29 protein-coding genes are annotated in these 25,481 nt (G+C 72.9%); 11 read left to right on the forward strand and 18 right to left on the reverse strand.

Annotated elements, in window-relative coordinates; genetic code table 11:
• Positions 1-16: 16 nt before the first annotated feature.
• Positions 17-349 carry a hypothetical protein gene (locus tag B7C62_28175; GenBank protein ARF75701.1) on the forward strand — a complete coding sequence of 111 codons (333 nt, stop codon included), beginning with the start codon at positions 17-19 and terminating at the stop codon, positions 347-349.
• A 379-nt stretch (positions 350-728) separates the two neighbouring features.
• On the opposite strand, the gene B7C62_28180 is transcribed toward B7C62_28175, so the two are convergent.
• From B7C62_28180 to B7C62_28235, 12 genes are all read right to left on the reverse strand, one after another.
• Positions 729-1,463 carry an ATP-binding protein gene (locus tag B7C62_28180; GenBank protein ARF75702.1) on the reverse strand — a complete coding sequence of 245 codons (735 nt, stop codon included), beginning with the start codon at positions 1,461-1,463 and terminating at the stop codon, positions 729-731.
• A 2-nt stretch (positions 1,464-1,465) separates the two neighbouring features.
• Entirely contained in the window at positions 1,466-2,323 is an 858-nt protein-coding gene (locus tag B7C62_28185; GenBank protein ID ARF75703.1) for a hypothetical protein, read from the reverse strand.
• A 76-nt stretch (positions 2,324-2,399) separates the two neighbouring features.
• Positions 2,400-2,792 (reverse strand): hypothetical protein, encoded by a 393-nt coding sequence (locus B7C62_28190; GenBank protein ARF75704.1) that lies wholly within the window; start codon positions 2,790-2,792, stop codon positions 2,400-2,402.
• Positions 2,792-3,529 carry a hypothetical protein gene (locus B7C62_28195; protein ARF75705.1) on the reverse strand — a complete coding sequence of 246 codons (738 nt, stop codon included), beginning with the start codon at positions 3,527-3,529 and terminating at the stop codon, positions 2,792-2,794. The genes B7C62_28190 and B7C62_28195 overlap by 1 nt, the downstream gene beginning before the upstream one ends.
• The gene (locus tag B7C62_28200) at positions 3,529-3,912 is read right to left on the reverse strand and encodes a hypothetical protein (GenBank protein ARF75706.1); all 384 of its coding nucleotides are present in this window, start codon (positions 3,910-3,912) and stop codon (positions 3,529-3,531) included. The genes B7C62_28195 and B7C62_28200 overlap by 1 nt, the downstream gene beginning before the upstream one ends.
• A complete protein-coding gene (locus tag B7C62_28205) occupies positions 3,912-4,706 on the reverse strand; it encodes a hypothetical protein (protein ID ARF77406.1) in 795 nt (264 codons plus the stop codon). Before B7C62_28205 ends, B7C62_28200 begins: the two co-directional genes overlap by 1 nt.
• A gap of 20 nt (positions 4,707-4,726) precedes the next feature.
• On the reverse strand, positions 4,727-5,608 hold the full coding sequence (locus B7C62_28210) for a hypothetical protein (protein ID ARF75707.1): 882 nt from the start codon (positions 5,606-5,608) through the stop codon (positions 4,727-4,729).
• Entirely contained in the window at positions 5,605-5,799 is a 195-nt protein-coding gene (locus B7C62_28215) for a hypothetical protein (GenBank protein ID ARF75708.1), read from the reverse strand. The genes B7C62_28210 and B7C62_28215 overlap by 4 nt, the downstream gene beginning before the upstream one ends.
• Positions 5,792-6,040 carry a hypothetical protein gene (locus B7C62_28220; protein ARF75709.1) on the reverse strand — a complete coding sequence of 83 codons (249 nt, stop codon included), beginning with the start codon at positions 6,038-6,040 and terminating at the stop codon, positions 5,792-5,794. Before B7C62_28220 ends, B7C62_28215 begins: the two co-directional genes overlap by 8 nt.
• 130 nt (positions 6,041-6,170) lie before the next feature.
• Positions 6,171-6,530, reverse strand: coding sequence for a hypothetical protein (locus B7C62_28225; protein ID ARF75710.1), 360 nt, complete (start codon positions 6,528-6,530; stop codon positions 6,171-6,173).
• 79 nt (positions 6,531-6,609) lie between these two features.
• Positions 6,610-6,801, reverse strand: a complete 192-nt coding sequence (locus tag B7C62_28230) for a hypothetical protein (protein ID ARF75711.1) — start codon at positions 6,799-6,801, stop codon at positions 6,610-6,612.
• Entirely contained in the window at positions 6,767-7,042 is a 276-nt protein-coding gene (locus tag B7C62_28235; GenBank protein ID ARF75712.1) for a hypothetical protein, read from the reverse strand. The genes B7C62_28230 and B7C62_28235 overlap by 35 nt, the downstream gene beginning before the upstream one ends.
• Before the next feature lie 206 nt (positions 7,043-7,248).
• Between B7C62_28235 and B7C62_28240 the strand changes: the two genes are divergently transcribed.
• The 5 genes from B7C62_28240 to B7C62_28260 all read left to right on the forward strand — a co-directional run bounded on the left by B7C62_28240 (position 7,249) and on the right by B7C62_28260 (position 10,018).
• Entirely contained in the window at positions 7,249-7,707 is a 459-nt protein-coding gene (locus B7C62_28240; GenBank protein ARF75713.1) for a hypothetical protein, read from the forward strand.
• A 73-nt stretch (positions 7,708-7,780) separates the two neighbouring features.
• Positions 7,781-7,984, forward strand: coding sequence for a hypothetical protein (locus tag B7C62_28245; GenBank protein ID ARF75714.1), 204 nt, complete (start codon positions 7,781-7,783; stop codon positions 7,982-7,984).
• Positions 7,968-9,230: a hypothetical protein gene (locus B7C62_28250; GenBank protein ID ARF75715.1), complete on the forward strand. Its 1,263-nt coding sequence runs from the start codon at positions 7,968-7,970 to the stop codon at positions 9,228-9,230. Before B7C62_28245 ends, B7C62_28250 begins: the two co-directional genes overlap by 17 nt.
• An 80-nt stretch (positions 9,231-9,310) precedes the next feature.
• Entirely contained in the window at positions 9,311-9,487 is a 177-nt protein-coding gene (locus B7C62_28255) for a general stress protein CsbD (protein ID ARF75716.1), read from the forward strand.
• Positions 9,488-9,637: 150 nt separating this feature from the next.
• On the forward strand, positions 9,638-10,018 hold the full coding sequence (locus tag B7C62_28260; GenBank protein ID ARF75717.1) for a hypothetical protein: 381 nt from the start codon (positions 9,638-9,640) through the stop codon (positions 10,016-10,018).
• Here B7C62_28260 and B7C62_28265 read toward each other — a convergent pair.
• From B7C62_28265 to B7C62_28275, 3 genes are all read right to left on the reverse strand, one after another.
• Positions 9,966-10,739, reverse strand: a complete 774-nt coding sequence (locus B7C62_28265; protein ARF75718.1) for a 3-oxoacyl-ACP reductase — start codon at positions 10,737-10,739, stop codon at positions 9,966-9,968. The genes B7C62_28260 and B7C62_28265 overlap by 53 nt on opposite strands.
• 71 nt (positions 10,740-10,810) lie before the next feature.
• Positions 10,811-11,662 (reverse strand): DNA glycosylase, encoded by an 852-nt coding sequence (locus tag B7C62_28270; protein ARF75719.1) that lies wholly within the window; start codon positions 11,660-11,662, stop codon positions 10,811-10,813.
• Between the two features lie 124 nt (positions 11,663-11,786).
• Positions 11,787-16,475, reverse strand: a complete 4,689-nt coding sequence (locus B7C62_28275; GenBank protein ID ARF75720.1) for a DEAD/DEAH box helicase — start codon at positions 16,473-16,475, stop codon at positions 11,787-11,789.
• 170 nt (positions 16,476-16,645) lie between these two features.
• On the opposite strand from B7C62_28275, the gene B7C62_28280 reads away from it, so the two are divergent.
• From B7C62_28280 to B7C62_28290, 3 genes are all read left to right on the forward strand, one after another.
• Positions 16,646-17,530 (forward strand): AraC family transcriptional regulator, encoded by an 885-nt coding sequence (locus B7C62_28280; GenBank protein ARF75721.1) that lies wholly within the window; start codon positions 16,646-16,648, stop codon positions 17,528-17,530.
• Positions 17,531-17,594: 64 nt separating this feature from the next.
• Complete coding sequence (locus tag B7C62_28285; GenBank protein ID ARF77407.1) at positions 17,595-18,494, forward strand: branched-chain amino acid ABC transporter permease; 900 nt, start codon at positions 17,595-17,597, stop codon at positions 18,492-18,494.
• Positions 18,491-18,796: a branched-chain amino acid transporter AzlD gene (locus B7C62_28290; protein ARF75722.1), complete on the forward strand. Its 306-nt coding sequence runs from the start codon at positions 18,491-18,493 to the stop codon at positions 18,794-18,796. Before B7C62_28285 ends, B7C62_28290 begins: the two co-directional genes overlap by 4 nt.
• A gap of 24 nt (positions 18,797-18,820) precedes the next feature.
• Here B7C62_28290 and B7C62_28295 read toward each other — a convergent pair whose 3' ends face one another.
• Positions 18,821-19,735 (reverse strand): hypothetical protein, encoded by a 915-nt coding sequence (locus B7C62_28295; protein ARF75723.1) that lies wholly within the window; start codon positions 19,733-19,735, stop codon positions 18,821-18,823.
• 80 nt (positions 19,736-19,815) lie between these two features.
• Between B7C62_28295 and B7C62_28300 the strand changes: the two genes are divergently transcribed.
• Together B7C62_28300 and B7C62_28305 are read left to right on the forward strand one after the other, a co-directional pair.
• Positions 19,816-20,010, forward strand: a complete 195-nt coding sequence (locus B7C62_28300) for a hypothetical protein (GenBank protein ID ARF75724.1) — start codon at positions 19,816-19,818, stop codon at positions 20,008-20,010.
• 156 nt (positions 20,011-20,166) lie between these two features.
• On the forward strand, positions 20,167-21,294 hold the full coding sequence (locus B7C62_28305) for an AI-2E family transporter (GenBank protein ARF75725.1): 1,128 nt from the start codon (positions 20,167-20,169) through the stop codon (positions 21,292-21,294).
• Between the two features lie 104 nt (positions 21,295-21,398).
• Here B7C62_28305 and B7C62_28310 read toward each other — a convergent pair whose 3' ends face one another.
• Both B7C62_28310 and B7C62_28315 read right to left on the reverse strand, forming a co-directional pair.
• Positions 21,399-22,340 carry a short-chain dehydrogenase gene (locus B7C62_28310; protein ARF75726.1) on the reverse strand — a complete coding sequence of 314 codons (942 nt, stop codon included), beginning with the start codon at positions 22,338-22,340 and terminating at the stop codon, positions 21,399-21,401.
• 132 nt (positions 22,341-22,472) lie between these two features.
• Positions 22,473-25,307 carry a LuxR family transcriptional regulator gene (locus B7C62_28315; GenBank protein ID ARF77408.1) on the reverse strand — a complete coding sequence of 945 codons (2,835 nt, stop codon included), beginning with the start codon at positions 25,305-25,307 and terminating at the stop codon, positions 22,473-22,475.
• Positions 25,308-25,481 lie beyond the last annotated feature (174 nt).

Below are 25,481 nucleotides of genomic sequence, written 5' to 3' on the forward strand. Positions count from 1 at the left end.
GGCTCCAGGTCAGGGTGTGTTGCATGGGCGGGAGGGGGATTTCCTGCTGGCCGGGGATGGGCTCGGTGTCGGTGGTGGTGGGGGTTCGGCCGGGCCCGCTGCGGGTGCGGCGGGCGCAGACGGGGCCGATACCGCGGGCCCGCCACGTCTCGGAACGGAGACGCCGCCCGCAGACTCGGCACACGACGGCGGTCACGACTCGGCGCTCCAGTCCACGGACTCGAACCCGTCGGTCGCCTCCGCGAACCGCAGCCGCTTGTCGACGGCCCGGCGCAGCTCGACGTCCCACTCGCGCATCGAGAACCCGCAGGCGCGGCAGGGCAGGCGTCGGCTGATCGGGAGCCACTGACGCTGGCCGCAGCTGACGCACGCGGTGAAGTACGCGCTCGGCCCGTACGCGGCAACCCAGTTGGCGTACCCGTGGCGGGTGCGGCGAAGGCCGTCGTCGCGCAGTGGCTCGTAGCCGATGAGAACGAGGTCGTTGCGGGTGCGGGCGAACTCGTGGGTCTTCTCGATCCGCGGGACGTTGGGGCCCTTGACCTCGATCCAGGTGTTCAGGGTGGGGAGGTGGAAGTCGGGGATGTAGGTGGCGCCAGACGGGAGGGTGAAGGTCTCCGGCTCGTACTCCCAGGTGATCTGGTTGAGGTCGAGGGTGAGGGCCCAGTCCGCTTCAAGGCGGGAGCGGAAGGTGGTGCCCCCGTAGGTGGTGGGGACGGCGTCTTCGGGGGTCATGCTGCGCGGCCTCCTCGGCGGCGGTCGGTGCCGGTCATCGCGACAACGCGGGTGTCTTCGGAGAGTCGGGACACGATGCGCTCGCCGAGCGCCGACGTGAGGTCGGGGGCGCCGTTGGCCGCGCGGGCGGGGAGGTTCGAGGTGTAGAGGGTCGGCCGGCAGGCGTTGTACCGCTCGTTGATCAGCCGGTAGGTGATCTCCTCCGTCCACTCGGACGCCTTCGCGGACCCGAGGTCGTCGAGGACGAGGAGCGGGACCCGTACGAGACGGCGGAGCTCTTCCTCGGTGCCGCGCTCGCTGCCCTTGGGGCGGAGGAGCCCGTACATGTCGGCGGCGGTGGTGGCGCGGATCTCGTAGACGCGGGGCCCGGCGGCGGCGATGCGGCGGAGGGCGCCGTATGCCTGGTAGGTCTTGCCGGTGCCGGTGGTGCCGGTGAGGAGCAGTGACCCGGCGGTGTCGGGGGCCGCGGCGACGTCGTCGGCCCACTGCTGGACGGCGGGGTGGTCGGCGTCGGCGCGCTGGTAGCGGGGCGGGGTGGCGGTGGCCCAGCGCTTGAGGGCCCATTCGGCGCGGCGGCGGCGGTGGTACTCGGGGTGGCCGGGCTCGTCGGGGGTGGGCTGGTCGTCGATCGGGCCAGGGGTCACGCCTTGCTCCTGCTTCTGGCGGATGCCGTTCATGACGTTGGCGAGGGCGGAGGGTCCGAGCGCGCCGATGCTCTGGGGTTCGGGCATGGTCAGAATCCGTTCGAGTACGCGCTGATGTCGGTGGGGTTGGTGTAGGGCTGCCAGCCGGTGGTGGGCACGGCGCGCAGCGAGGGGCGGGCGGTGCCGGGCTCGGGGAGCGGGGGAAGGTCGCGCCAGCCGGGGAGGAAGTACCGGGCGTACGACACGTCCCGGCTGGCTGCCTGCTTCTGGGCGTAAGCGGCGAGGGCGGCTACGCCGGTGCGCTTGATGAGCGCTTCGACGGTGAACCACTCGGCGGTCGACAGGTTCCAGCGGACGAGAATTCCGGCGGCGGTGATCGTGTCAACGAGGGGGCGGCAGTTGGTGGGGATCTCGGGGCCGAGGACGGGCGGGGCGGGCTCTCCTGCTTGCTTGCTTTCACTCCTGGTAGGAGTGGTCTGGTAGAGGGGTCCTGATTCGGTACCCCTAGGGGTCTCGATTCGGTACCCCTCCGGTCCTGATTCGGTACCCCTAGCGTTTTCGCTACCGGTCTCGATTCGGGACCCCTGGGAGTCGCTAGCGGTCCCGGATCGGGACCCCTCGGGAAGGTCTACCGGTCCTGAATCGGTACCCCTAGAGCCGAGGGTGGGCCGCTTGTAGTTCACCGCGTACGGCAGTTGGTAGGCGGCGGCGCGGGTGCCGCGGGCCTCCTCGACGATGACGAGCTCGCCGGACTCGATGGCCTTGTCGACCGCGCGGACGACCACCGACTTGCTGACCTGGCCGAGGCGGGCTCGGAGTTCGGTGGTGCCCATGCGCGTGACGCATTCGGGGCCCGGTGCCTTGTCGGCGACCGCGAGGAGCACCATGCGCGGGTTGCCGGTGCTGCGGGCGTGGTTCCACACCCAGTGCATGGCGTCGATGGTCACGCGGTCCTTCTCTCGTACGGGGGTTGCGGTGGTGCGGGTGGTGGCCCGGGGCACGACAGCCCCGGGCCGGGAGGGGTCAGGCGGCCGGTGCGGGGAGCAGCGGCTCCCAGAGCAGGCCCATGTGGGCGGCGCACTCCGTGAGCCAGGCGCGGACGGCGGGCTCGTCGGCCTCGGTGACAACGCACTCGGTGGACCGGAGGATCGCCTTGCGCTGGAGGACCCAGAACACGGCCAGCGTGTCCGGGGGAACCGGCTCGTCGTAGGGCTCGTAGTCGGCGGGGTCGGATCGCTTCCAGTCCCAGCGGAAGACGAGGTTGAGGTCCGGGTCCAGGCCACCCCACTCGGCGAAGAACGCGGCCCACGAGGGGTACTCCGTGTGCAGGCCGTCAACCGGACGGGCGTAGTAGTTGCCCTCGGTGCAGTAGTACGGGTGGTCGGTCTCCCACAGCGGGACGACGATGGCGGTCATCAGGCGGCGCTCCGTTCGGTGGTGGTGCCGGTGGTGCGGAGTCGGCGGCTGGCGTCCGTGTTGGCCTGGCGGCACGGGGTGCACGCGGGCTCGTCCTTGCGGAGGTGCCGGGCGTAGCCGCCACGGGTGCCGCACTCGGGCGGTCCCGGCGGCACGGTGAGCTGCTGCTCGTATGCGTCCGACGCCGCCTGGCACGCCTCGTCGATCGGCTCTCCGGCCTGGATGTGCCGGTAGTACGCCCTCGTCGTCCCGCACCCGTCCGGGACGGCCCGACGAGGGCGGTGGCGCTCGCGCTCCCGCTGGGCCCGGCTGTGCTCGGCGTGGGCCTTCCGGCAGGCGGTGTCCACCGGCTCGCCCCGGCGCACGTGCCGGTCGTACGCCGTGTTCGTCCCGCACGGCGACAGCTGCCTGCCGCCCTTGCCCTGCGCGGCCCGGGTGCTCGTGTCCGCCGCCCACCGCTGGACGGGGGTGAGCCCGGCCCGGATGCCGTACCGGGACGCCTTACCGATCCCGTGCTCCTCTACGGCGACCGCTTGGCGGCAGAGCGCGAGGACGGGGCAGGACTCGCAGACTCGTACGGCGGCGCGTACGGCCTCGGTGTCACCGGGCTCGGGAAACCAGAGGTCTTCGTGACCCACGTACTGCGGGGCCGCGCACGTCCCGTACGGGCGCCAGCTTTCGGCCCGGTCGAGGGTGTCGGGGGCGGTGTGGCTGGTCGTGGTGTAGTGGTGGATCATCACGGCGCCACCGCCGTCCGGGGCTTGTCCTCGCGCCGGGACTGCCAAGCCGACCCGTAATCCAGCGACGGGGCGTCGAGGCCGACCGCGTGGTCGTACGCGGCCTGCACCCGGTCCGCCCGGCGCTCGGCGGTGGCGAGGTCCGTACGGAGCCGGGCCACGACACGCAGCAGGCGGTCGATGCGCCCCCCGTACGACACGGCGTCGCGGATGCGGGCCAGCCGTACGCGGTGGAGGGTGTCGTCGGCGGCGGTGAACTGGCCGGCCGCCGTACGGGTCGCGGTCTGCATCGCGCGCACCTGGCGCTGTGCTTCGTCGCGCTGCTCACGCACCCGCTCGTAATCGGCTGCCAGCGCGTCGTACTTCCTGCGGGAGACGGGCATCACGCACCCGCCTTCGCGCCGGTGATCTCGTCGGCCGTGACGCGGGGCTTCGGGAACTCCTCGTCCTTGGTGACCTCGCCGCGCTGGATCGACTGGAAAATGACCTGCAACTGGCCGAGGTCGATGTCCGTCCACTTGGCCGACTCCCGGCCGAGCTTGGTCTCGATCTGGTCGGCGGTGATGCCGATGCCCTCGTACGCCCCGATCGCGTCGGCGATGCGCTGGGGGCGGGGGATATCTCCGCCGCCGGTCGCGAGGGTCTTGTTGCAGGCGGTCTTGGCCTGCTCGATGTACCAGACCGGCAGCACCGTAAAGATCATTTCCCGGAGGCGGCGGGCACCGTTGTTGGCGTTGTTCTCGTACACGTCCCGGAAGTCCGCGAGCTTCCTGGCCTGCCCGTCAGCCCACCGGGCGTGCGGCACGATGAACGTCGTCGAGGACCGCTCGTTGGTCTCCATGTCCCAGGCCCACGCCTGCATCTCCGACTCGCCGTACTCCTCGTCACGGCGCAGCTCGGCAACCCCGAACTGGATGTTGCCCCAGCAGCGGGCCAGCTCCTTCGCGAGCTGGATCGTCTCGCCCGAGACGTGCGAGCTGCCGCGCGGGAACCGGAAGAACGCCCGCTGGGCCAGCTCCTTCTGGGCGCACGCCGTCTGCATCCGGGCGACGCACGCCGCCTCGTTGCGGGGGAACTGCCGGGCCACGAGGACCGCGGCCTGGACTTCGGCGACCGCCCGGGACTGCTCGACGGCGGTGCCCTGCCCGACCCGCGCGGGCGCGGCGGCCGGGGTCATACGCTCGATCTGCTGGTAGCTCACAGGTACGTCTCCGTGTCTCGGATCTCGGCCCACGCGGGGAGCGAGAGGTAGGCGATCTCGTCGGTGTAGCCGGGCCAGTGCCCGGTCTCGACGCAGCGGGCGTACGTCTCGATCGCCCGCCGGTTCTTCGCGGCCCCGATGCGGAGCGCGGTCATGTCGGGCTCGAAGACGGTCACGAGGTAGGGGGCGGTCTTCTCCTGGCAGACGAAGACGAACGCCGTGTCCGCGCCGCCGAGCTGGGCGGCGCGGGCGGCGGCCCGGTACCAGTCGGCCTGCTGGTGGTAGCCGTACTCGTGTACGGCCTTGGCCAGCGCGGTCGGCTCGGCGGACCGGCACGTCTTGTAGTCGGGGATGATCAGCCGCCCCGGGCCGGGGTTCGGCAGCCAGTCGAACCGGGCCCGACGCCGTACACCCGAGCGGTCGTCCTCCCACACCACCGACACCTCCGGCCGACCGGAGCCCGGCGCGAACAGCACGCCCGCGACGGGGTGTCGGCGGATCGCGTCGGCCATCGCCTGCACCTGGTCGTGCTCGGCGACGAGGAGCGCCAGCCCCCCGGCCGCCGCAACCTCGTCCCGCTCCTGGCGGGCGGCCTTCGTCCGCCAGTCGTCCGCGTCGATCGAGACGAGGTCGGGGCCTTCGCCGAGGACGAGCCGGTGGGCGGCGTTCCCGAAGTCGAACGCCTGCTTGCGGGGGCGGGGGTTGTCCTGCTCGTGGCGGAACAGGGCGGGACAGGACGGGGGCAGGAGCTTCCGGGCGCCGGAGGAGGAGAGCGACGTGCGGTCGCCGTGGTACGTCTCGATGGGGAGGCGGGGGTACAGGCCGGGGGCGAGCCCGGCGGCCGGGGCCGAAGCCCCGGCCAGCGCGGTGTCGGTCATGCGATGGCTCCGAGGAGTTCGCGGGCGGCGGTGATGAGTCCGGCCCAGAGGAGGAGGCTGGCGGGGATGGCGAGGAGGCACCCGGCGGCGGGCTGGTGGTCGAAGCTGGCCCGGTCCTGGAGTTCGCGCTGCGACCGGCCGATACCGGAGGGGTCGGGGCGGCGGTGCTCGCCGCCGAACGTGTCACCCATGGACGTGACCACCCTTCGCGTGGTTGAGGCGGAAGACCCGGCGGCCCGGATCGGAGTCGTCGCAGATCAGCAGGCCCTCACCGACGAGCTGCGCGAGGTCCTGGCGGGCCTTGCCACGCCAGTCCCCGGGGCCGAACCGCTGGACGTACAGGTGCTGGACCATGCGGGTCGTGATCTCGCCCTGGTAGTCCCGGGCCAGCTCACGCAGCACCACCAGCCGGGCGTCGGTCGGGGACCTCACTGGCCACCCCCGAGGCGGTGCAGGAGGTCCAGCAGGTGGGTGATCGGGTGGTGCCCCTCGACCACAACCACCAAGGCGATGGCGCACAGGGCGTACCCGACGGCCGACCCGGCGACGATCTGCCACCCGCTCACGAGGTCACCGCCGTACGCTCAGCCACCTGCTCCGCAGACAGCAGCGCCCACGCCCGCACCCGAACCCCGTCACGGAAACCAGACGCCTCCGTGTACTCCCCGCCCGACCCGGCCGGTCGTACCGCCACCTCAAGCGAAAACTGAGCAGCGAACTCCCGAACCAACCCCGGCGTGTCGTGGAAGTAGAAGCGGATCGATGGAGCCCCGGGCTCCCAATCCGCAGCCGAGACGATGAAGTCCGTCGGCAAGGCGGTCGTCTCGCTGAGCAGCGTCTCAGCCAGCGACAGCGCCGCCATGTAGCTGTGCCGCTGCGTCGTACTGACGTCCGGCTCGCGGGTAGTAGAGTTGTCGGTCACGATGTCCTCGTCTCTCTCGTTGGTGAGGCGTCGTCGGGGTCGACCGGGTGCATCCGGCGGCCCCGCATTGCGTCAGGGATCAGGCGGCGACGGCGCGCTGCGCCAGCGGGTCCGCCTGCTCCCGGGCCTCCAGCCACGCCATGACCACCGAGCGGCGGTAGAGCGTGCTCCTGCCGACCCGGGTCCCCTGCGGGCCGATGCCCCGGTGCCGCATCTGGCGTACGGCGTGCGGCGTCTTACGGATGAGCGCCGCGACTTCCTTCGTCGTCATCAGGTCCGGCGCGGCGGCGGTCGTTGCCACTGTCGTCTCCGTTCGTTTCCGGTGTGAGGTCGCCGATGGTGCACCCCAAGTGGGTGGCGATTCGGGCGAGCGCCTCGGGCTGGGGGTCGGTGACCCCGCGCTCGATGCGGGAGAGGTGCGATGCGGAGATCCCGGCAGCCTTCGCGAAGCGGCGCAGGCCGTAGCCGTTCGTTTCGCGTCGACTCCGGATTCCCGGTCCGTCGGCCTTCATGGGTGAAACGATACGCAACGAAGCGCAGGGATGCAAGCGGATGCGTGGAGACGCTTTGGGATGATCACCGTGCGTAGACGGTTGATGAGTTTTCGGTCAATCTCTGGGGTCGGCATCGCGTGCCAGGTAGGCGAGCCTTACTCTGTTGCCGATCGTTGCGCGCCGTTGCGTGCATACGCCACCAACAGGGAGAGAGGCCGCCCCCCATGGACCGCGACCCACAAAGCTGGGCCCGGCTCGGCCACGCCCTCCGCGCATCCCGCGAACACCGCGGACTCACCCAGTCCGCCGTCGCCGAACTCGCCGGCGTATCCGGGCGCAGCGTCCAGGACGTCGAGGGCGGCACCGTTCCGAAGAAGCGAATGCCGTACACCATCGGCCGCATCGCCGCCGCGCTCGGCTGGCCCGAGGGCGCGGTCGACGCCGTCCTCGACGGGGCCGCCCCGCCCGGCGATGGCTGGCGCACCGCACCCGTCGAGCAGGCGCAGCTCGACGAGGAGGCGCTGGCCGGGATCATGACGACCGCGATGGTGCGCGCCACCGAGCACGCCACCGCCGCAGAAATCCGCGCCGCCACACGCATCGCGCTGGACGAGTTGCGGCGGCAGGGCTACCTGCCAGAGACGGATGGCGTACAACCTGGGCGGGATTCGGAGAACTCGTAGTCACCAAGTGGTGACCCGACATATCCTCGCGGTCCCCGGAGCCTGCCGCTCCGGACGAGAACGGGGGTCCGTCATGCCCGAGCCGCTCATCACCACCGTCGCCCTCGGCCCACACGTAGCCGCACTCACCTGCCGCATCAACGGCGTCGTCCACGCCGTCATCAACACCCGCGCCCGCTCCGACCCGCGCATCCGTACCGAAGCCGCCGTCGCCCTGATCGGAGCGGGCATGGACGTCGGCCGCACACTGGGAGCCATCGATGGGGTACGTCGCTGACCGCTGGCACAAGACGAGACACCGGCCCGATGAACCGGAGTGCGGCGAGCACAAGGGCAAGGTCGCCACGAAGTGCCACGGGAAGGGCAAGCGGTGGCAGGCCCGATACGACGACCCGACCGGGCGGGAAGTCACCAGCGTCTGGGCCACGAAAGTAGAGGCCGAGCAGGAGATCGTCAGGCAGGAGGCCGCCAAGCAGACTGGGTCCTGGCTGGACCCGAAGGCCGGACGCGTCACCTTCGAGCAGTTCTCGCTCGACACGTGGCTGCCCGCACAGTCCATCATCGGCCGGTCTGAAGTCGAGTACCTCGGGGCGCTACGGCGCTACGCCTTCCCTGAGTTGGGGCACAGGGAGATGAGGTCCATCAAGCCGTCCGAGGCGGGGGCCTGGCAGAAGCTCCTCGTCAGCAAGTACGGCCTGTCCGGCTCGTATCCCAACCGCGTAGCCCGTTACGTCCGCGGGGTGTTCCGCCTAGCCGTCATCGACCGCGTCATCTCTGTCAGCCCCTTCGCGCAGATCCTCGCGCCGGCCTTGGAGTCGTCGGCGTGCCACCCGCCCGACGTGGCCGAGGTGCACCAGCTTGTCACTGCCGCCTACCACGACCGGTACGCCACGATGATCGCGCTGGACGCGCTCACCGGGCTCCGCTCCGGCGAGCTGCGAGGGCTCCGGTTGTCGCGTATCGATTTCCTGCGGCGCACCATGCTGGTCGATCAGCAGCTGGTGTACGAGAAGGGTAAAGGCCAGTACTTCGACGAGCTGAAGACTGGCGCCGGGCGCCGCACTTTGCCTTTGACGCAGGGGACCGTCGACCTGATCGCCGCGTACGTGGCCAGGAACCCGGTGCCTACGGCGGGGCCTGGTGCCGGGCTTCTCTTCACCATGCCAGCCGCTGGGCTGATCGGTGAGTCGACGATCGACTACGCGCTCAAGAGCATCTGCAAGCGGGCCAATGTCGAGCCGCGGCACTGGCACGAGCTGCGTCACCACTACGCATCGGTGCTCATCGCGGGCGGGGAGAACCCGCGTGTAGTCCAGCAGCGCCTCGGGCACAAGGACGTCCTGACGACCATGCGTACGTACGCACACCTCTTCGCGGAGGCGGAGGAGCGGACGCGAGACGTTCTGGATGCGGCATGGGCTGATGTGCGTAAGGCTGACGGCGAGGCGGAATCCTCTGGGGCGAGCGGAAGGATTCCGGAATCCCGAGCAGATTCCGGGGTAGTCGCCCAGCTCAGAGGGTAGACCGCGACATCACGCCTGGATGTTCCAGGCCGAAAGTGCCTGAGCGGAAGGAAACCGACATCGTGACTGGTGACAACGCCATGGACAAGCTCAAGGGCAAGGGCAAGGAGGCCGTCGGCAAGCTGACCGGCGACCGCCGCAAGGAGTCCGAGGGCAAGGCCGACCAGGCCAAGGCCACGGCCAAGGACAAGGTCGACGAGGCCGGTGAGCGCGCGAAGGGCGTCACGGACTCGCTGCGCAACGACAACGACAAGTAGCGACGACAGCCTGAGCACCGCGAGTGCCCCCGCCGATCTCCGGCGGGGGCACTCGCGTGTGCGGTCAGCTGTCGGCCGTACGTTCTGGATGCAGTGGCGCCGCCGCCAGGGGAAACTGCCCGAAAGGACGTCGGCCGCAGGAGGGCAGCGATGGTACGGCGATGGGTGCCGGCGCTGGTCCTCGGCGGGGTGTGGTGGTGGGCGGTGCTGCGGCTGGTGCTGCAACCGGAGCAGGCCGGTGCGGTGGAGGGCGCGGTGGCGGCGGGCGGCTGGGGACTGAGCCTGCTGCCCGTCCATGTGGCGTCGCTGGCCGGGGCGCCGGGGCCGGGGCGGGGGCTGCCGGAGGGGCGGGCTGGGGTGGAGGGGCCGGAGAGCTGGGCGGGGCTGGAGGGGGCGGAGAGGGGAACGGCGTTGGAGGGGGCGGAGGGGCGGATGCGGTCGGAGGGGTTTGCCGGGGCGTGGCTGCGCCGCTCCGGGATCACCAGGGCATGGCGACGCCGCCGTTCGGGCGGAGGATCTGGCCGGTGGTGAAGGCCGACGCGTCGGACGCCAGGTGCAGCACGGTGTGGGCGACCTCCTCGGGTTCACCGACCCGTCCGAGGGGAGAGATCCGGGCCATCGTGGCTTCCGCCCGTTGCTGCTGCTCGGCTCCGTGCCGGCCGGTCATCGGCGTACGTATCCAGCCCGGCGCGACCGCGTTCACCCGTATGGCGTGAGGGCCCAGCTCGGTGGCGAGCGTCCTGGTGAGCTGGACCACGGCCGCCTTCGCCGCGCTGTAGCAGAGCAGGCCCGCGCTCGCGGAGTCCACGGCGCCGGACGCCATCGTGACCAGTGAACCGGGTGCGGAGCGGGCGATCATGGAGCGCGCCACCTCCTGGCAGGCGTACAGCACCCCCTTGAAATTGACCGCCAGCACCCGGTCCAGGTCGTCGTCCTCGGTCTCCAGGACGCTGCTGGTGTGCATGATCCCGGCGACGGCGACCAGAATGTCGAGCTCTCCCGCCGCTCTCACGGCAGCCCGGACCCTGTCCCGGTCGGTGACGTCGAGCGGGTGGGTGCGGGCCGTGCCGCCCGCGCTCGTGATCATCTCGTACGTCCTGCGCAGGCCCGTCCCGTCGCGGTCGGCGCAGTGGACCGTGGCCCCGGCCTCGGCGAGGAGTACGGCGCTCGCCCGGCCGATACCGCTCGCCGCGCCGGTGACGAACGCGGAGCGGCCCGTGAGGTCGTACGCGTCGCGCGCGGTGAGGGGCATGACGGGACCGTACGGCCATATCTGACGGTCCGTCAATTGGTGTGCGGGGGCTTTGCGGGGTCTGCGGAGCTTTACGGGACCGGGGGCACCGGGCCCGACTGGCAGGCCGGGCACCAGTACGTGGGCCGGTCGTCCTGGTCGGCTTTCCGGATCGGGGTGCCGCAGCGCAGACAGGGGCGGCGGGCCCGGCCGTAGACGTACAGGGGTTCCTGCACCCGGAGAGGCGGGAGGGGCCTCTGTGGGGGCGGCGTGCTCGGGTGGGGGCGGCGTTCGGCGCGGATCGTGGTGGTGCGGGTGGGGCGGAACCGGTTGGCGTCGAGGAGCCGGTGGGCCAGGGCGACCAGCCGGGGGAGGGTCCCGTCGGGGAGGGCGCTCACGGGGAGCCAGGGCGTGACGCGGGCCAGGAAGCATAGCTCGCATTTGTAGACATTGCCGATGCCCGCGAGGTTGCGCTGGTCCAGCAGAGCTTCTCCGAGGGGGCGGTCGGGGGCGGCGAGGAGCCGTTCCACGGCGAGGCCGGGGTCCCAGTCCGGGCCCAGCAGATCCGGCCCGAGGTGGCCGACGGCGCTGCTCTCCTCGCTGGTGCGCAGCAGTTCGAGCACGGGCAGGCGGTAGCCGACGGCGGTGTGGTCGGTGTTGGCCAGGACGGCGCGGATCTGGTGCCCGGGGCCGCCGCGCCAGCGCTCGCCCGGTGCGTACACCCGCCAGGCTCCGTCCATCCGGAGGTGGCTGTGCAGGGTCAGCCCGCCCTCGACGCGGATCAGCAGGTGCTTGCCGCGTGCGGTGACATCGAGGACCGTACGGCCGCTCAGGTCGGAGGTGGCGAACCGGGGGACGCGCAGATCGGCGTGGGTCAGGACCCGCCCCGCCAGTGCTGCGTGCAGCCGGGCGGCGGTCTGTAGGACGGTGTCTCCTTCGGGCATACCTCCATGATGGGCGCGGGGTGCTTCGGCGGGGTGGACGGCGGCGGTGTGCCGGGTCTGCCGGGGCGGGGCGAGCGGGCTGCTCCGGGGCGGCGGGCGCGTATGCGGGGGTCGCCCGCCCGGCTCAGGCTCTCAGGCGCAGCCCCTTCGGGGTGGCGAGGAATCCGGCCGCCTCCAGGGTCCGGCCCAGTGGCGAGGTGAGGGCGGAGACCCCGTTCGTCCGCTCCACCGTCACGGTGCCGAGCGCCCCGGCGCGGGCGGAGGCGGCCAGGGCCTCGGCCGCCGCCAGGAGTGCGGGGGACTCGGGGTCGGAGGGCCAGGCGAGCAGGGACTTGCCGCCGCGCTCCATGTAGAGCGTGAGCTCGCCGTCGACGAGGACCACCAGCGCCCCCGCCTTGCGGCCCGGCTTGTGCCCGGCACCGTCCGGGGACTCCGGCCACGGCAGGGCTGCGCCGTACGCGTTGGCCGGGTCGGCGGCGGCGAGCACCAGGGCCTGGGGCGCGGTGCCCGGGTCCCGGCGGTCGCGGGCCGTGGCGGCTGCCCGCAGCCGGTCCACCGCCCCGTCCATCGCGAACTGGGCGGCCCCCAGACCCTCCACCACATAGCCGCGCCGCGCCTGGCCGCTGTCCTCGAAGGCGGCCAGGATGCGGTACGTCGCCGAGAAGCCGCCCTCCACCCCCTCGGCCTGCACCGCGCCCCGGGTCACCACGCCGTGCCGGTCGAGGAGGGTGCGGGCCAGGGCGTGGGCGCGGTGGGTCGGTTCCGGTTCGCGTGGGGGCAGCAGGGACCAGCGGCCCGAGACCGTCGGCGGGCCGGTGCGGGAGGCGGGCCGGGCGGCCGCGGTGAGGGAGCCGTACCGTCCGCGGGGGACGGTGCGCCGGGCGCGGTGGGCGGTGGAGCCCGCTGTCCGGCCCGAGCCGAGCAGCGAGCGGAGCGGGGCGAGGGTGTCGTTGGTGAGCCGGCCCGACCAGGCCAGCTCCCAGAGGGCGTCGGCGAGCTGCTGGTCGGTGCAGTCCGGGTGAGTGGTGGCCCGGACCTGGTCGGCGATCTGCCGGAAGAAGAGGCCGTAGCCGCCGGAGAGGGCGGTGAGCAGGGACTCGTGGAGCGCCGACAGCTCCAGCGGGTGCGGGGCGGGCAGGAGCAGGGGCGCGCTGTCGGCGGGGTAGAGGGAGATCCAGCCGTCCTTGCCGGGCAGCGCTCCGGCCCCGGCCCAGACCACCTCGCCCGTCGTCGTCAGCTCGTCGAGCATCGCCGGGGTGTAGCCCATCACCCGGCTCGGCAGGATCAGCTTCTCCAGGGCGGAGGCGGGAACGGGCGCTCCCTGGAGCTGTTCGACGGCGCGGGCCAGCCCGTCGATGGACCGGAGACGGTGTGAGCCGAAGTGCTGCCACTGCGGGAGGAAGGAGGCGAGCGCGGCGGGCTCCACCGGCTCCAGCTCCTGGCGGAGCGCGGCCAGCGAACGGCGGCGGAGCCGGCGCAGCACCGTGGCGTCGCACCACTCCTGGCCGATGCCCGCCGGATGGAACTCGCCCTGGACCGTCCGGCCGGAGGCGGCGAGGCGGTGCAGGGCGCCGTCCGTGACGGCGGTGCCGAGCCCGAACCGCTCGGCGGCCCGGGCGGCGGTGAACGGGCCGTGCGTCCGGGCGAAGCGGGCGAGGAGGTCGCCGAGGGGGTCCTTCACCGGCTCGGTGAACGCCTCGGGCACCCCGACCGGGAGCGCGGTGCCCAGGGCGTCGCGCAGTCTCCCCGCGTCCTCGACCGCCGCCCAGTGGTCGGCCCCGGCGATCCGGACCCGGATCGCCCGGCGGGCCGTCGAGAGCTCCGCCGCCCAGGCGGGCTCGGCGCCCCGCTCGGCCAGCTCGGCCTCGGTCAGGGGGCCCAGGACACGCAGGAGGTCGGCGACCCCTTCGGCGTCCTTGATCCGGCGGTCCTCGGTGAGCCACTGGAGCTCCCGCTCCAGCTCGGTGAGGACCTCGGGGTCGAGCAGCTCGCGCAGCTCCGCCTGGCCCAGCAGCTCGGCCAGGAGATGGGAGTCCAGGGAGAGCGCGGCGGCCCGCCGCTCGGCGAGCGGCGAGTCGCCCTCGTACAGGAACTGCGCGACGTAACCGAAAAGAAGGGAACGCGCGAACGGTGAGGGCTCCTGGGTGGTGACCTCGACCAGCCGGACCCGGCGCGCCTCCAGGTCACCCATCAGCTCCGTGAGCCCGGGAACGTCGAAGACGTCCTGGAGGCATTCGCGGACGGCTTCCAGGACGATCGGGAACGAACCGAACTCGGAGGCCACCTGGAGCAGCTGGGAGGCGCGCTGGCGCTGCTGCCAGAGGGGGGTGCGCTTGCCGGGGGAGCGCCGGGGCAGCAGCAGGGCGCGCGCCGCGCACTCGCGGAAGCGGGCGGCGAACAGCGCCGAGCCACCGACCTGGTCGGTGACGATCTGCTGGACCTCGCCCTGGTCGAAGACGACATCGGTGGCACCGACGGGGGGCTGTTCGCTGTCGTACGAGAAGGGCTGCGGGGCCGGTCTGCCGTCCGCCGCGTCCGTGGTGGCCGGCGGGGCGTCGAAGTCCAGCAGGTCCAGGCCCATCATGTCCGCGTCGGGGAGCCGCAGCACGATGCCGTCGTCGGCGTGCATGACCTGGGCGTCCATCCCGTACCGCTCACCGAGGCGGGCGGAGAGGGCGAGCGCCCAGGGAGCGTGCACCTGGGCGCCGAAGGGGGAGTGCACGACGACCCGCCAGTCGCCCAGCTCGTCCCGGAACCGCTCGACCAGGATCGTCCGGTCGTCCGGGACATGGCCGCAGGCCCGGCGCTGCTCGTCCAGATAGGCCAGGATGTTGTCCGCCGCCCAGGCGTCCAGCCCGGCGGCGAGCAGCCGCAGCCGGGCGTCCTCCTCGGAGAGCCCGCCGATCTCCCGGAGGAACGCCCCGAGGGCGCGGCCGAGCTCCAGGGGGCGGCCCAGCTGGTCGCCCTTCCAGAACGGCAGCCTGCCCGGAACGCCCGGGGCGGGGGAGACGAGGACCCGGTCCCGGGTGATGTCCTCGATCCGCCAGGACGTGGTGCCCAGGGTGAAGACATCGCCCACCCGGGACTCGTAGACCATCTCCTCGTCCAGCTCACCGACCCGGCCGCCGCCCTTCTTCGGGTCGGCCCCGGCCAGGAAGACCCCGAAGAGGCCCCGGTCCGGAATGGTGCCGCCCGAGGTGACGGCGAGCCGCTGCGCGCCGGGGCGGCCCGTGACCGTACCGCCGACGCGGTCCCACACGACCCGGGGGCGCAGCTCCGCGAAGGCGTCGGAGGGATAGCGTCCGGCGAGCATGTCGAGCACGGCCGTGAACGCCGCATCGGGGAGCGAGGCGAAGGGCGCGGCCCGGCGGACCAGGGCCAGCAGGTCGTCCGCCTGCCAGCTGTCCAGCGCCACCATGGCGACCAGCTGCTGGGCGAGGACGTCCAGCGGGTTGGACGGGATGCGCAGCGCCTCGATCGCCCCCGTCCGCATCCGCTCGGTGACGACGGCGGCCTGCACCAGGTCGCCGCGGTACTTCGGGAAGACCACTCCGGTGGAGACCGCGCCCACCTGGTGCCCGGCCCGGCCCACCCGCTGGAGACCGGAGGCGACGGAGGGCGGGGACTCGACCTGGACCACCAGGTCGACCGCGCCCATGTCGATGCCGAGCTCCAGGCTGGAGGTGGCCACCACGGCGGGCAGCCGCCCCGCCTTGAGGTCCTCCTCCACCTGGGCCCGCTGCTCCTTGGAGACCGAACCGTGGTGGGCGCGGGCCAGCAGCGGGGGAGCGCCCTTGCCCGCGCCGGACTGGGCCATGATCTCGGCGGGGGCGTGCGCCTCCGGGAGCGCGGGGGCGGGGTTGTCCGGGTCGAAGGCGGTGCCGGTGGCACGCTCGTACGCGATTTCGTTCAACCGGTTGCAGAGGCGCTCCGCCAGCCGCCGGGAGTTGGCGAAGACGATGGTGGAGCGGTGCGACTGGACGAGATCCGCGATGCGCTCCTCCACATGCGGCCAGATCGAGGGCTTCTCCGCCTGGGCGGCGTCCCCGTCGGTGGCCGGTGAACCGCCCAGCTCGCCCAGATCCTCGACCGGGACGACCACCGAGAGGTCGAACTCCTTCGTGGAGGGCGGCTGGACGATCTCCACCTTGCGCTGCGGCGACAGGAAGCGGGCCACCTCGTCGACCGGCCGGACCGTCGCGGAGAGCCCGATCCGCCGGGCGGGCCGGGGCAGCAGCTCGTCCAGGCGCTCCAGGGAGAGCGCGAGATGGGCGCCGCGCTTCGTCCCGGCGACCGCGTGCACCTCGTCGAGGATCACCGTCTCGACGCCCGCGAGCGCGTCCCGGGCGGAGGATGTGAGCATCAGGAACAGCGACTCGGGCGTGGTGATCAGGATGTCCGGCGGCCGGGTCACCATTGAGCGCCGCTCGGCGGGCGGGGTGTCACCGGACCGGATGCCCACGCGCACCTCCGGCTCGGGCAGGCCGAGGCGGACCGACTCCTGCCGGATACCGGTCAGCGGGGAGCGCAGATTCCGCTCCACGTCGACCGCCAGCGCCTTGAGCGGGGACACGTACAGCACACGGCAGCGCTTCTTCGCCTCGGCGGGCGGCGGACCGGCGGCCAGCCGGTCCAGCGAGGCGAGGAACGCGGCCAGCGTCTTGCCGGAGCCGGTCGGCGCCACCACCAGCACGTCGCTGCCCTCGCCGATGGCCTGCCAGGCACCCTCCTGCGCGGCGGTGGGCGCGCTGAAGGCACCGGCGAACCAGCTGCGGGTCGCGGGCGAGAAGGCGTCGAGAGCGGAACCGGTCATGGTCCCCATCGTGCACCCCGCCACTGACAACGGCCCCCGACACCGCCCGGAGCCACCCCTCGCCCTGCGTCGACCTGCCCCCTGCCCTGCGTCGAACCCGCCCCCTGCCCTCCGTCGAACCGCCACCCCTCGCCCTGCGTCGCACGGCCGGGACCTGCGAGAATGTCTCCATGGCGGGAGCGGGTCGGGCGACGGAGTGGGCGCGGCACTGGACGTACGCGGAGCTGCCCGACCTCGATCTCCTGCGCGCCCGGTACGTCCGCCACACCTTCCCCCGGCACAGCCACGAGGGGTACGTGTTCGGCGCGGTCACCGGCGGTGTGGAGGAGGTGGGGGTGCCCGGCGGCACGATCCACGCGACCCCCGGCACCGTCGTGATGATCAACCCGGAGGTGCCGCACACCGCCCGCCCCGGACGGCCCGAGGGCTGGGCGTACGACACGCTCTACCCCTCCGCCCAGGTGATCAACGGCATCGCGGCCGAGGTGACGCCCCTGCGCGGCACGGTGGGCTTCGCCGAGACCCGTGTGACCGATCCGCACGCCGCCCGGCTGATCACCCAGGTGCACCGGGCCGCCGAGGAGGGCAACGCGCTGGCCGCCGACAGTCTGCTGCGGGTCCTGGTCGTCCGCCTCCTCGACCGGCACGGCAGCCCGCTGCCCAGCGTGACGCCCCGGGCCGGAGGCGCGCGGGACGTGGAGCGGGCCCGTGCGGTGCTGGAGGGGCGGATGGCCGCGCCGCCCACGCTGGAGGCGCTCGCCGCCGAGCTGGGCACCAGCCCGTTCGCGTTGCTGCGGGCCTTCAAGAAGGAGTACGGGATGCCGCCCCACACCTGGCTCACGGACGCCCGGGTCCGGCGGGCCCGTCGGCTGCTCGACGCGGGCACCGCCCCCGCCGAGGCCGCGACCGCCGTCGGCTTCACCGATCAGCCGCACCTCAACCGGCACTTCACCCGGATCGTGGGGGTACCGCCCGGCGCGTACCAGCGCGAGCGGGGTGTGTACCGGCGCGGGCGGCCCGCCTCCGGAGGACGACGCGGGAGCGCGGGCGCCTGAAGGCGCAGCGGGCGTGCAAGAACGTACAAGACCGGGTCCGGGCCGTCCCCGTAACGTGCGGCGGGTGGCAGAACAGACAGCACCCCCAGAGAGCATCGGCGCGACCGGTGTCCTGTCCGCCGGGCCGCCGGGCGCGGTGGCCCCGGACGCCCCGCCTCAGCGGCCCGACAAGCCGGACGCGGCCGTCGTCCGGGACGCGCTCGGCGTCGGCATCGCCGTCGGGCTCTCCGGCTTCGCCTTCGGGGTCACCGCCGCCGGGTCCGGGCTCAGCCTGCTCCAGATCTGTGCCCTGAGCCTCTTGGTCTTCACCGGCGCCTCGCAGTTCGCCCTGGTCGGCGCGCTGGCGGCGGGCGGCAACCCGTACACGGCGGCGGCCGGGGCGTTCTTCCTGGGCGTCCGCAACGCCTTCTACGGCCTGCGGCTCTCGCAGCTGCTGGCCCTTCCGCGCGCGGTGCGCCCCTTCGCCGCCCACTGGGTGATCGACGAGACGACCGCGGTCACCGTGGCCCAGCCCACCCGGCGGGCCGCCCGCATCGGCTTCACGGTCACCGGGCTCACCCTCTACGTGCTGTGGAACCTGACCACCCTGGTGGGTGCGATGGGCGCCGAGGCGCTGGGCGACACCGACGTCTGGGGCCTGGACGCGGCCAGTCCGGCCGTCTTCCTCGCGCTGCTCGCACCGATGCTCAAGAGCACCACCGAACGCGTCACCGCGGCTCTCGCCGTCCTGCTGGCCCTGACGCTGCTGCCCGTCCTGCCGGCCGGTGTGCCGGTCCTGCTGTCCGCGCTCGCGGCGCCCGTCGTCCTCTTCCTGATGGGACGGCGCAAGAAGGGGCCCGGCGCGGCCGCACAGGAGGAGAGGGCCATACAGAAGGACACGGCTGCGCAGAAGAAGGCGACGGAGAAGACGGCGACGACGGAGAAGAAAGAGACGACGGAGAAGAAGGGCGGGCGGGACTCATGAACGTCTGGATAGCCATCGGACTGACCGCCGCGGGCTGCTACCTCGCCAAGTACGCGGGTCTGCTGGTCCCCGCCGGAGTGCTGGAGCGCCCCCTCGTACGGCGCATGGCGACCCTGCTGCCGGTGGCGCTGCTGGCGGCCCTCACCGCTCAGCAGACCTTCGGCGACGGGCAGCACCTCGTCCTCGACGCCCGGGCCGCCGGACTCGCCGCCGCGGCGTTCGCACTCGTTCTGCGCGCCCCCTTCCTGGTGGTCGTCGGCGCGGCCGTGGCGGTCACGGCGGGTGTCCGCGCGCTCGGCTGAGCGGGCGGCGGCCCGGGCCGGTGGTCAGGCGGGGAGACGGCCGTAGGCCCGTAACGTCTCCAGGGCCCTGAGCGTCACCAGGGGGCGCCCCTCCAGGGCGGTGCCCGGCGCCCACTGCCGCCAGTTCACCGGCCAGCCGCCGTCCTCCCGCTGCTCGGCCGCCAGATGGGCCAGCGAGCGCTCCAGCTCCTCGTCGGTGAACCAGCGGCGCGCCAGTGATTCGGGCGTACGGGCGTAGTCGTGCGGGAAGTGGTGCTCGTCCGGCGCGTAGCCCGGCGCCACCGGGTACTCCGCCCGCCGGGACGGATCGAGCACCGCGAGCCGTTGGCCGCGCACCAGCCGGCCGAGCCGGTCCGCCGCCCGCTCGGCGCGCGCCCGGTCCGGCACCCCGTCCAGGAAGGCGATCGCGGCCTCGATCTCGTAGGGGTGCGACTGCTCCAGGGCGTCGACGGCGCTCCAGCAGAAGTCGGTCGCCCGGAACAGCCAGGCGTGCCAGACCTCGTTGCGGTGCAGCAGTCCGACGATCGGACCGGTCGCGAGCAGTTCGGCCGGGGGGTCGTCGACCACGGGGACGAACGGTGCGGCGGGATATCCGCGCTGTGAAGGAAGCAGCGCGGGAAGCGCGCCTTCTTTGGTCGACACGTCGCTCAGATAGCGGCAGATCCGCTCCACACGCAGTCCGTCGCAGCGGCCGATCGAATCGAGGACGCTGAGCGCGTGGGCCGTGTGCAGCGGCTGGCTGACCGGGCCGCGCAGATCCGGCTCCAGCGCGTGGGCGTAGCCGCCGTCCTCGTTGCGGTAGGCGGCGAGCGCCGTCTCGACGGGGTCCCGGGCGCCGTCGAGGAAGCGGTGGGCGAACCTCCGCTGTTCGAGGACGCGTGCCGTGAGCCAGATGAAGTGCTCGGCGCGGGCGAGGGGATGTGCTCCGGTTCCAGCCATGGACCGACCGTAGAGGGGAATGGGGCCCCGGCACATGCCCGGCGGACCGGCTGCACTCTCAGGAGCGCGATACTGATGGCATGCGGTTGACGATTTTCTGGGAGCGGATGGCGGACCACTTCGGTGCCGTGTACGCGGACTCCTTCGCCAGGGACCATGTGATGGCCGAACTCGGTGGCCGTACGGTGCACGAGGCGCTGGACTCCGGCTGGGACGCCAAGGACGTCTGGCGTGCGGTCTGCACGGCCATGGATATCCCCGCCGACAAGCGCTGAGCCGCCCGCCCCGGCCGACCGGCCGGGGGACGGGCTGTCAGTGGCGTAGGCGAGACTTGTCCCGTGTCATCGACAGACGAGACCGTTTCCGCCCAGCCGCCCGCCACCCCGCCCACCGGGCCCCCGGCGCCGCCGTCGGGCCCGGCACCCGCCCGGATGCCGGGCTGGCTGCCGCGCGCGATGGTGCTCGCCCTGGCGCTCTACGCCTGCTTCCAGCTCGGCAGCTGGGCGTTCGACCAGCTCATCGGGTTGCTGACCAATGTGCTGATCGCGTTCTTCCTCGCGCTCGCCATCGAGCCCGCGGTGGGCCGGATGTCGGCCCGCGGAATGCGCCGGGGGCTGGCCACCTTCCTCGTCTTCATCGGTCTGATGATCTTCAGCGCCGGGTTCGTCGTGCTGCTGGGGTCGATGCTCGCGGGACAGATCCTCGACATGGTCGACGACTTCCCCAAGTACATCGACTCGGTGATCAACTGGATCAACCAGACCTTCCGCACCGATCTCTCACGGGTCCAGGTCCAGGACAGCCTGCTGCACTCCGACTGGCTCCAGAGGTACGTCCAGAACAGTGCCACGGGGGTCCTCGACGTCTCCACCACGGTCCTGGGCGGACTCTTCCGGCTGCTGACGATCTTCCTGTTCTCCTTCTACTTCGCGGCCGACGGCCCCCGGCTGCGCCGCGCGCTCTGCTCCGTACTGCCGCCCGCCCGGCAGACCGAAGTGCTGCGCGCCTGGGAGATCGCGGTCGACAAGACCGGCGGATACATCTACTCGCGCGGACTGATGGCACTGATCTCCGGCGTCGCGCACTACATCCTGCTGGTCGTCCTCGGCGTGCCCTACGCCCCGGCGCTCGCGGTCTGGGTCGGACTCGTCTCGCAGTTCATCCCCACCATCGGCACGTATCTGGCGGGCGCCCTGCCGATGCTGATCGCGTTCACGGTCAACCCCTGGTACGCGCTGTGGGTGCTGGGCTTTGTCGTCGTCTATCAGCAGTTCGAGAACTACGTCCTCCAGCCCAAGCTGACCGCCAAGACCGTCGACATCCATCCGGCGGTCGCGTTCGGTTCGGTGGTCGCGGGGACGGCGCTGCTGGGAGCCGTCGGCGCGCTGATCGCCATCCCCGCGGTCGCCACGCTCCAGGCGTTCCTGGGGGCCTACGTGAAGCGGTACGACGTCACCGACGACCCCAGGGTGCACGGTGGCCCCCGCCCCAGGCGCGGGGATTCGGCCCTCACCCGGATACGCCGGGCACTGGGCGGCGGCCCCGGCCGGAGCTCCTGAGCGGCGGGCCGACGCCCTCCCGGCCCGGCCCGGCGCTGTTCCGGCCCGCCCCGGTCCGGCGCTCAGGGGGCAGGGCGCCCGCAGTGGAGTACGACGGCCGTCGGTCAGCGGTAGCCCGTGACGTCGGCGGGCAGCCCCCGGTCCTGGACCTCCGTCAGATACCGCCAGGCATCGGGCCTGCTTCCGTCCACATCGGTGAAGCCGTACACCCGGGCGAGCTGCCCGCTGGAGAGCGACTGCCCGTTCCAGCGCGCCACCTCCGGGTCACGGGCGAGAGCGGCGACCGCCCGGCCCACATAGGCGGGGGACTCCGAGATCGCGAAGTGGGGCGCGTGCGCGATCGCGTCACGCCAGGTTGCCTCGGTGACACCGTGGGCCTGGAGCATCGCCTCGGAGCGCAGCCAGCCGGGGGTGAGCGCCACGGCGGTCGCGTCGTGCGGCGCGAGCTCATGGGCGAGCGCGAAAGCCATCCGGTTCACGGCGGCCTTCGCCAGGTCGTAAAAGAAGGACACGCGGTAGTTGGCCGCGTTGTACTCGTCGGTCCCGTCGGTCATCTCGACGACCAGCCCGCCGGGGGTCTCGATCAGCAGCGGCAGCGCGAAGTGGCTGGTGATGGCATGGGTGTCGACGGCCAGCCGCAGCGTGCGCAGCCCGGTGTCGAGCGAGGACTCCCACACCGTCCTGTTCCACTCGATCTCGGCGCCCCAGATGTCGTTCACCAGGATGTGCAGGGCTCCCTGCTCACCCGAGATACGGGCCACGAGCGCGCTGACCTGGTCGGGGACCAGATGGTCGACCCGCACGGCGATCCCCCGGCCGCCCGCCGCGTCGACCAGGGCCGCCGTCTCCCCGATCGTCTCGGGCCGGTCCATCTCGGAGCGCTCGGAGCCGCTCGTACGGCCCGTGACGTACACGGTCGCCCCGGCGGCGCCGAGCTGGACGGCGATCCCGCGCCCTGCCCCACGGGTGCCTCCCGCGACGAGCGCCACCCGCCCGGCGAGGTCGGAGCCCGCACCGGGCTCACTGCCGGGCGCTTCCGGTGTCATAGAGGGTCCCATATCGCCAAATGTAGGACGGTACTTCCGCGTGCGCAGACCGTCGCTCCGCTGTGACCGCGAAGCTGTCGTCTTCTTGTAGCCGTCTTCTTCTTGTGACAGGGCACAGGAGCACGCGTTCCGTCAGAGTCCGTGCTGCGAGCCGATCTCGGTACGGGACGACACCCCCAGCTTCCGCAGCGCCCGCGCCACATGGTGCTCGACCGTCCGGTGCGAGAGGACCAGCTCGCGGGCTATCTCACGGTTCGACAGGCCGAGCGCGGCCAGCCGGGCCACCGCCCGCTCCCGGGGCGAGAGATGGTCGCCGTACCCCAGCGCCCCGGGCCTGCGGGCGGTGACCAGGCCGTGTTCCCGCAGCCCGCGCTGACACCGCAGCACATCCCATACGGCGTCGATGTCCTGGTAGGCCGCGATCGCCTCGTGCAGTACGGCGCGGCCGTCCGCCGCTCCGGCGGCCAGCAGCCGGAAACCCCGCGCTTCTTTTACGTACGCGGCTTCATAGGGCCGCTCCAGGGCCGACCAGGCGTCCGTCGCGGCCGCGTACAGCGGATCGGTGCCCTCGGCCCCGGACTCCGGCGCGGCCACGGGGGTGAGCAGCGCCCGGCAGGTCAGCAGGGCGGCCCGGGCGGCCGGTGCGTCCCGGGCGGTGGTGCCCTCGTCCAGCTCCGTGACGAGGCGGTGGGCCTCCTCGGGGCGGCCGTACCGGAGCAGCGCCTCCACGGCCGGTGGCGCGAGGGCCGTCGCCCACACCCACGCCCCGGTACGGCGGAGGTGGCGCAGGGCCCCCTCCATCGCCTGGACGGCCTGTGCGGGCCGGTCGGCGGCCAGGTGGACCCGTACGGCGGCGGCCGCCGCGGAGGTCAGCACGATGCCAGTGTCCAGGGCGGTCGTACGGACGGCCTGCTCCAGGAGGCGGCGCGCCACATCCGTCTGCCCCTTGGCGTGCAGGCGCAGCAGCCCGCAGATCAGGAGGGCCTCCGCGTGGAAGTCGGGGACGTCCCGGTACTGCTCCTCGGCGCGCTCGGCCCGCTCCAGCAGCCCCGCCCACCGGCCGGCCGTGAAGGCCGCGAGCATGTCTGTGGTCTCGACGAACGCCTCCAGGTACGGGGCGTGGTTCGTCCGGACCGCCCGCCACGCACGGTCCTGGAAGGCGCGGGCCCGCTCCGGGTGGCCCAGGGCGGTCGCGGCACCCGCCAGATTGGCGTGCACCCGTGCCGCCGCCTCGACGGTGAGGGCGTCGGGCAGATCGTCCACCGCTTCCCGGGCCGAGGGGTCGCCCATCAGGGCCAGGGCGGTGGCGCGGTTGGCCAGCACGGCCGAACGCAGGTCCGCCTCGTCCACCCGGGGCAGCAGCCGCTCCGCCTCGGCCAGCAGACGCCGGTGCTCGCCGACCGGCCAGCCCTTGAGGGAGGGGATCGCGATGATCGCCAGCGCCCGGGCGGCCTGCCCCGTCGACACGGCGAGGAGATCGGGCACGGCACGCGCTATCTCCTCCAGCGCCTCCAGCCCGGAACCCGACTGGTTGCGCAGCAGCAGGCCCAGGAGCAGGCGGATCTCGCCGCTCGGCCCGGGGCCCAGGGAGCGCTGGTCGAGCACCTGCCGCAGGGCCGCGGGCACCTGCGGTCCGGGCCGGGCGTTCAGCGCGACACGGGCCAGCTTCAGCGCGATCCGGTCGCGGACGACGGCCGGGGGGCCGCCGCGCAGGGCGTCCAGGTAGTGGGCGGTGGCCGTACCGGCGTCCCCGCCCCCGGCCGCCCGGTCCGCGGCCGCCTCCAGATACCGCACCGCCTGCGTACGGCGCCCGGCGCGCCGGTAGTGCTCGGCGATCCGCACCAGGGGCAGGGGGCTGGTCCGCCGGGCCATGACCCGCGCCGCACGCAGGTGCAGTACGGGCCGTTCCGGTTCGGCGACCGCCTCGTACGCCGCCCGGAGCGCCAAGCCGTAAGGGAAGACGTAGGTGCCGTCCGCCGCCCGGACGACGCCTTCTTTCAGCGCCGCGGTGAGCGCACGACGGGCCTCCCGCTCGTCCAGCCCCGCGACGGCCCCCAGCAGGGGTACGGAGGCGGGGCCGTCGAGAACCGCTGCGGCGGCCACCACGCGCCGCGCGTCCGAAGGAAGGCGACGCAGCCGCTCCATGACCCCCCGGCGCACGGCCGCGGGCAGAGGCGGCTCCGGCATTCCCGCCGCCCCCGCCCCGGAGCCGGGCCACTCGCGCAGCACCTCCTCGACCACGTACGGCAGGCCGCCCGTCCACCGGTGCAGCCGGTCGGCGAACTCCTCCGGTACCGCCTCCGTGCCCAGCAGGTGGGCCGCCAGCGTGCCGGTCTCCGTCACCGACAGCGGTACGAGGTGCCGCTCGGCCCACGACACATGGGTTGGTGGGCACAGCGCGAAGGGGAGACCGCCGCCGCCCTCCACGTCGGTATGGGGCGCTGTGGGGCTGCGCGCGGTGAGCACGAGCCCGAGGTGCGGCGGCGGGTCGGCGATGACGGTACGGAGGAAGGCGCAGGTGGACGCGTCGGCCCACTGAAGGTCCTCCACGGCCAGAACGACCCTCCCCAGGGCGGCCGTCAACGCGCACAGGGCCCGCAGGACACGGTGGTGTTCGGCGCGCGGATCGTCCAAAGAAGGCGGTGCGGGCGGGAGAAGGTCCGCGAGTTCCGGCAGCAGCCCGCGCAGGGCCCCGGTGACCGGCGTCAGGTCCGCCGGGAGGGGGCGGCAGCGGCTCAGTGCCTCGACGATCGGTGCGAACGGGGCCGGGTCGTCCGACTCCCGGCAGCGGGCGAGCAGGGTGACGGTGCGTGTGGAATCCACGGCGGCCCCGGAATCCACGGCCGCTGCGGAAGCCGGTGGGCCGGTGGAGGCAAAGGGCCCCGGAGCGGCCAGTGGTCCCGGTGGAGCGAGGGGCCCCGGAGCAGCCGGTGGTCCTGGTGGAGCGGGAGGTCCCGAGGCGGCCAGTGGCCCTGGGGAAGCCAGTGTCCCTGGGGCGTCCGGTGACGGTGTCCGGCGGAGGAGTTCACGTACCAGACGGCTCTTCCCCACCCCCGCCTCCCCGGTGATCACCACGACGGCGGGCCGGTGGTCGAGCTTCGGGCGCAGGTCGTCCAGGAGCGCGGAGCGTCCGATCAGGAC

The sequence above is a fragment of the Kitasatospora albolonga genome (genome assembly GCA_002082585.1).
GTDB lineage: Bacteria > Actinomycetota > Actinomycetes > Streptomycetales > Streptomycetaceae > Streptomyces > Streptomyces stephensoniae.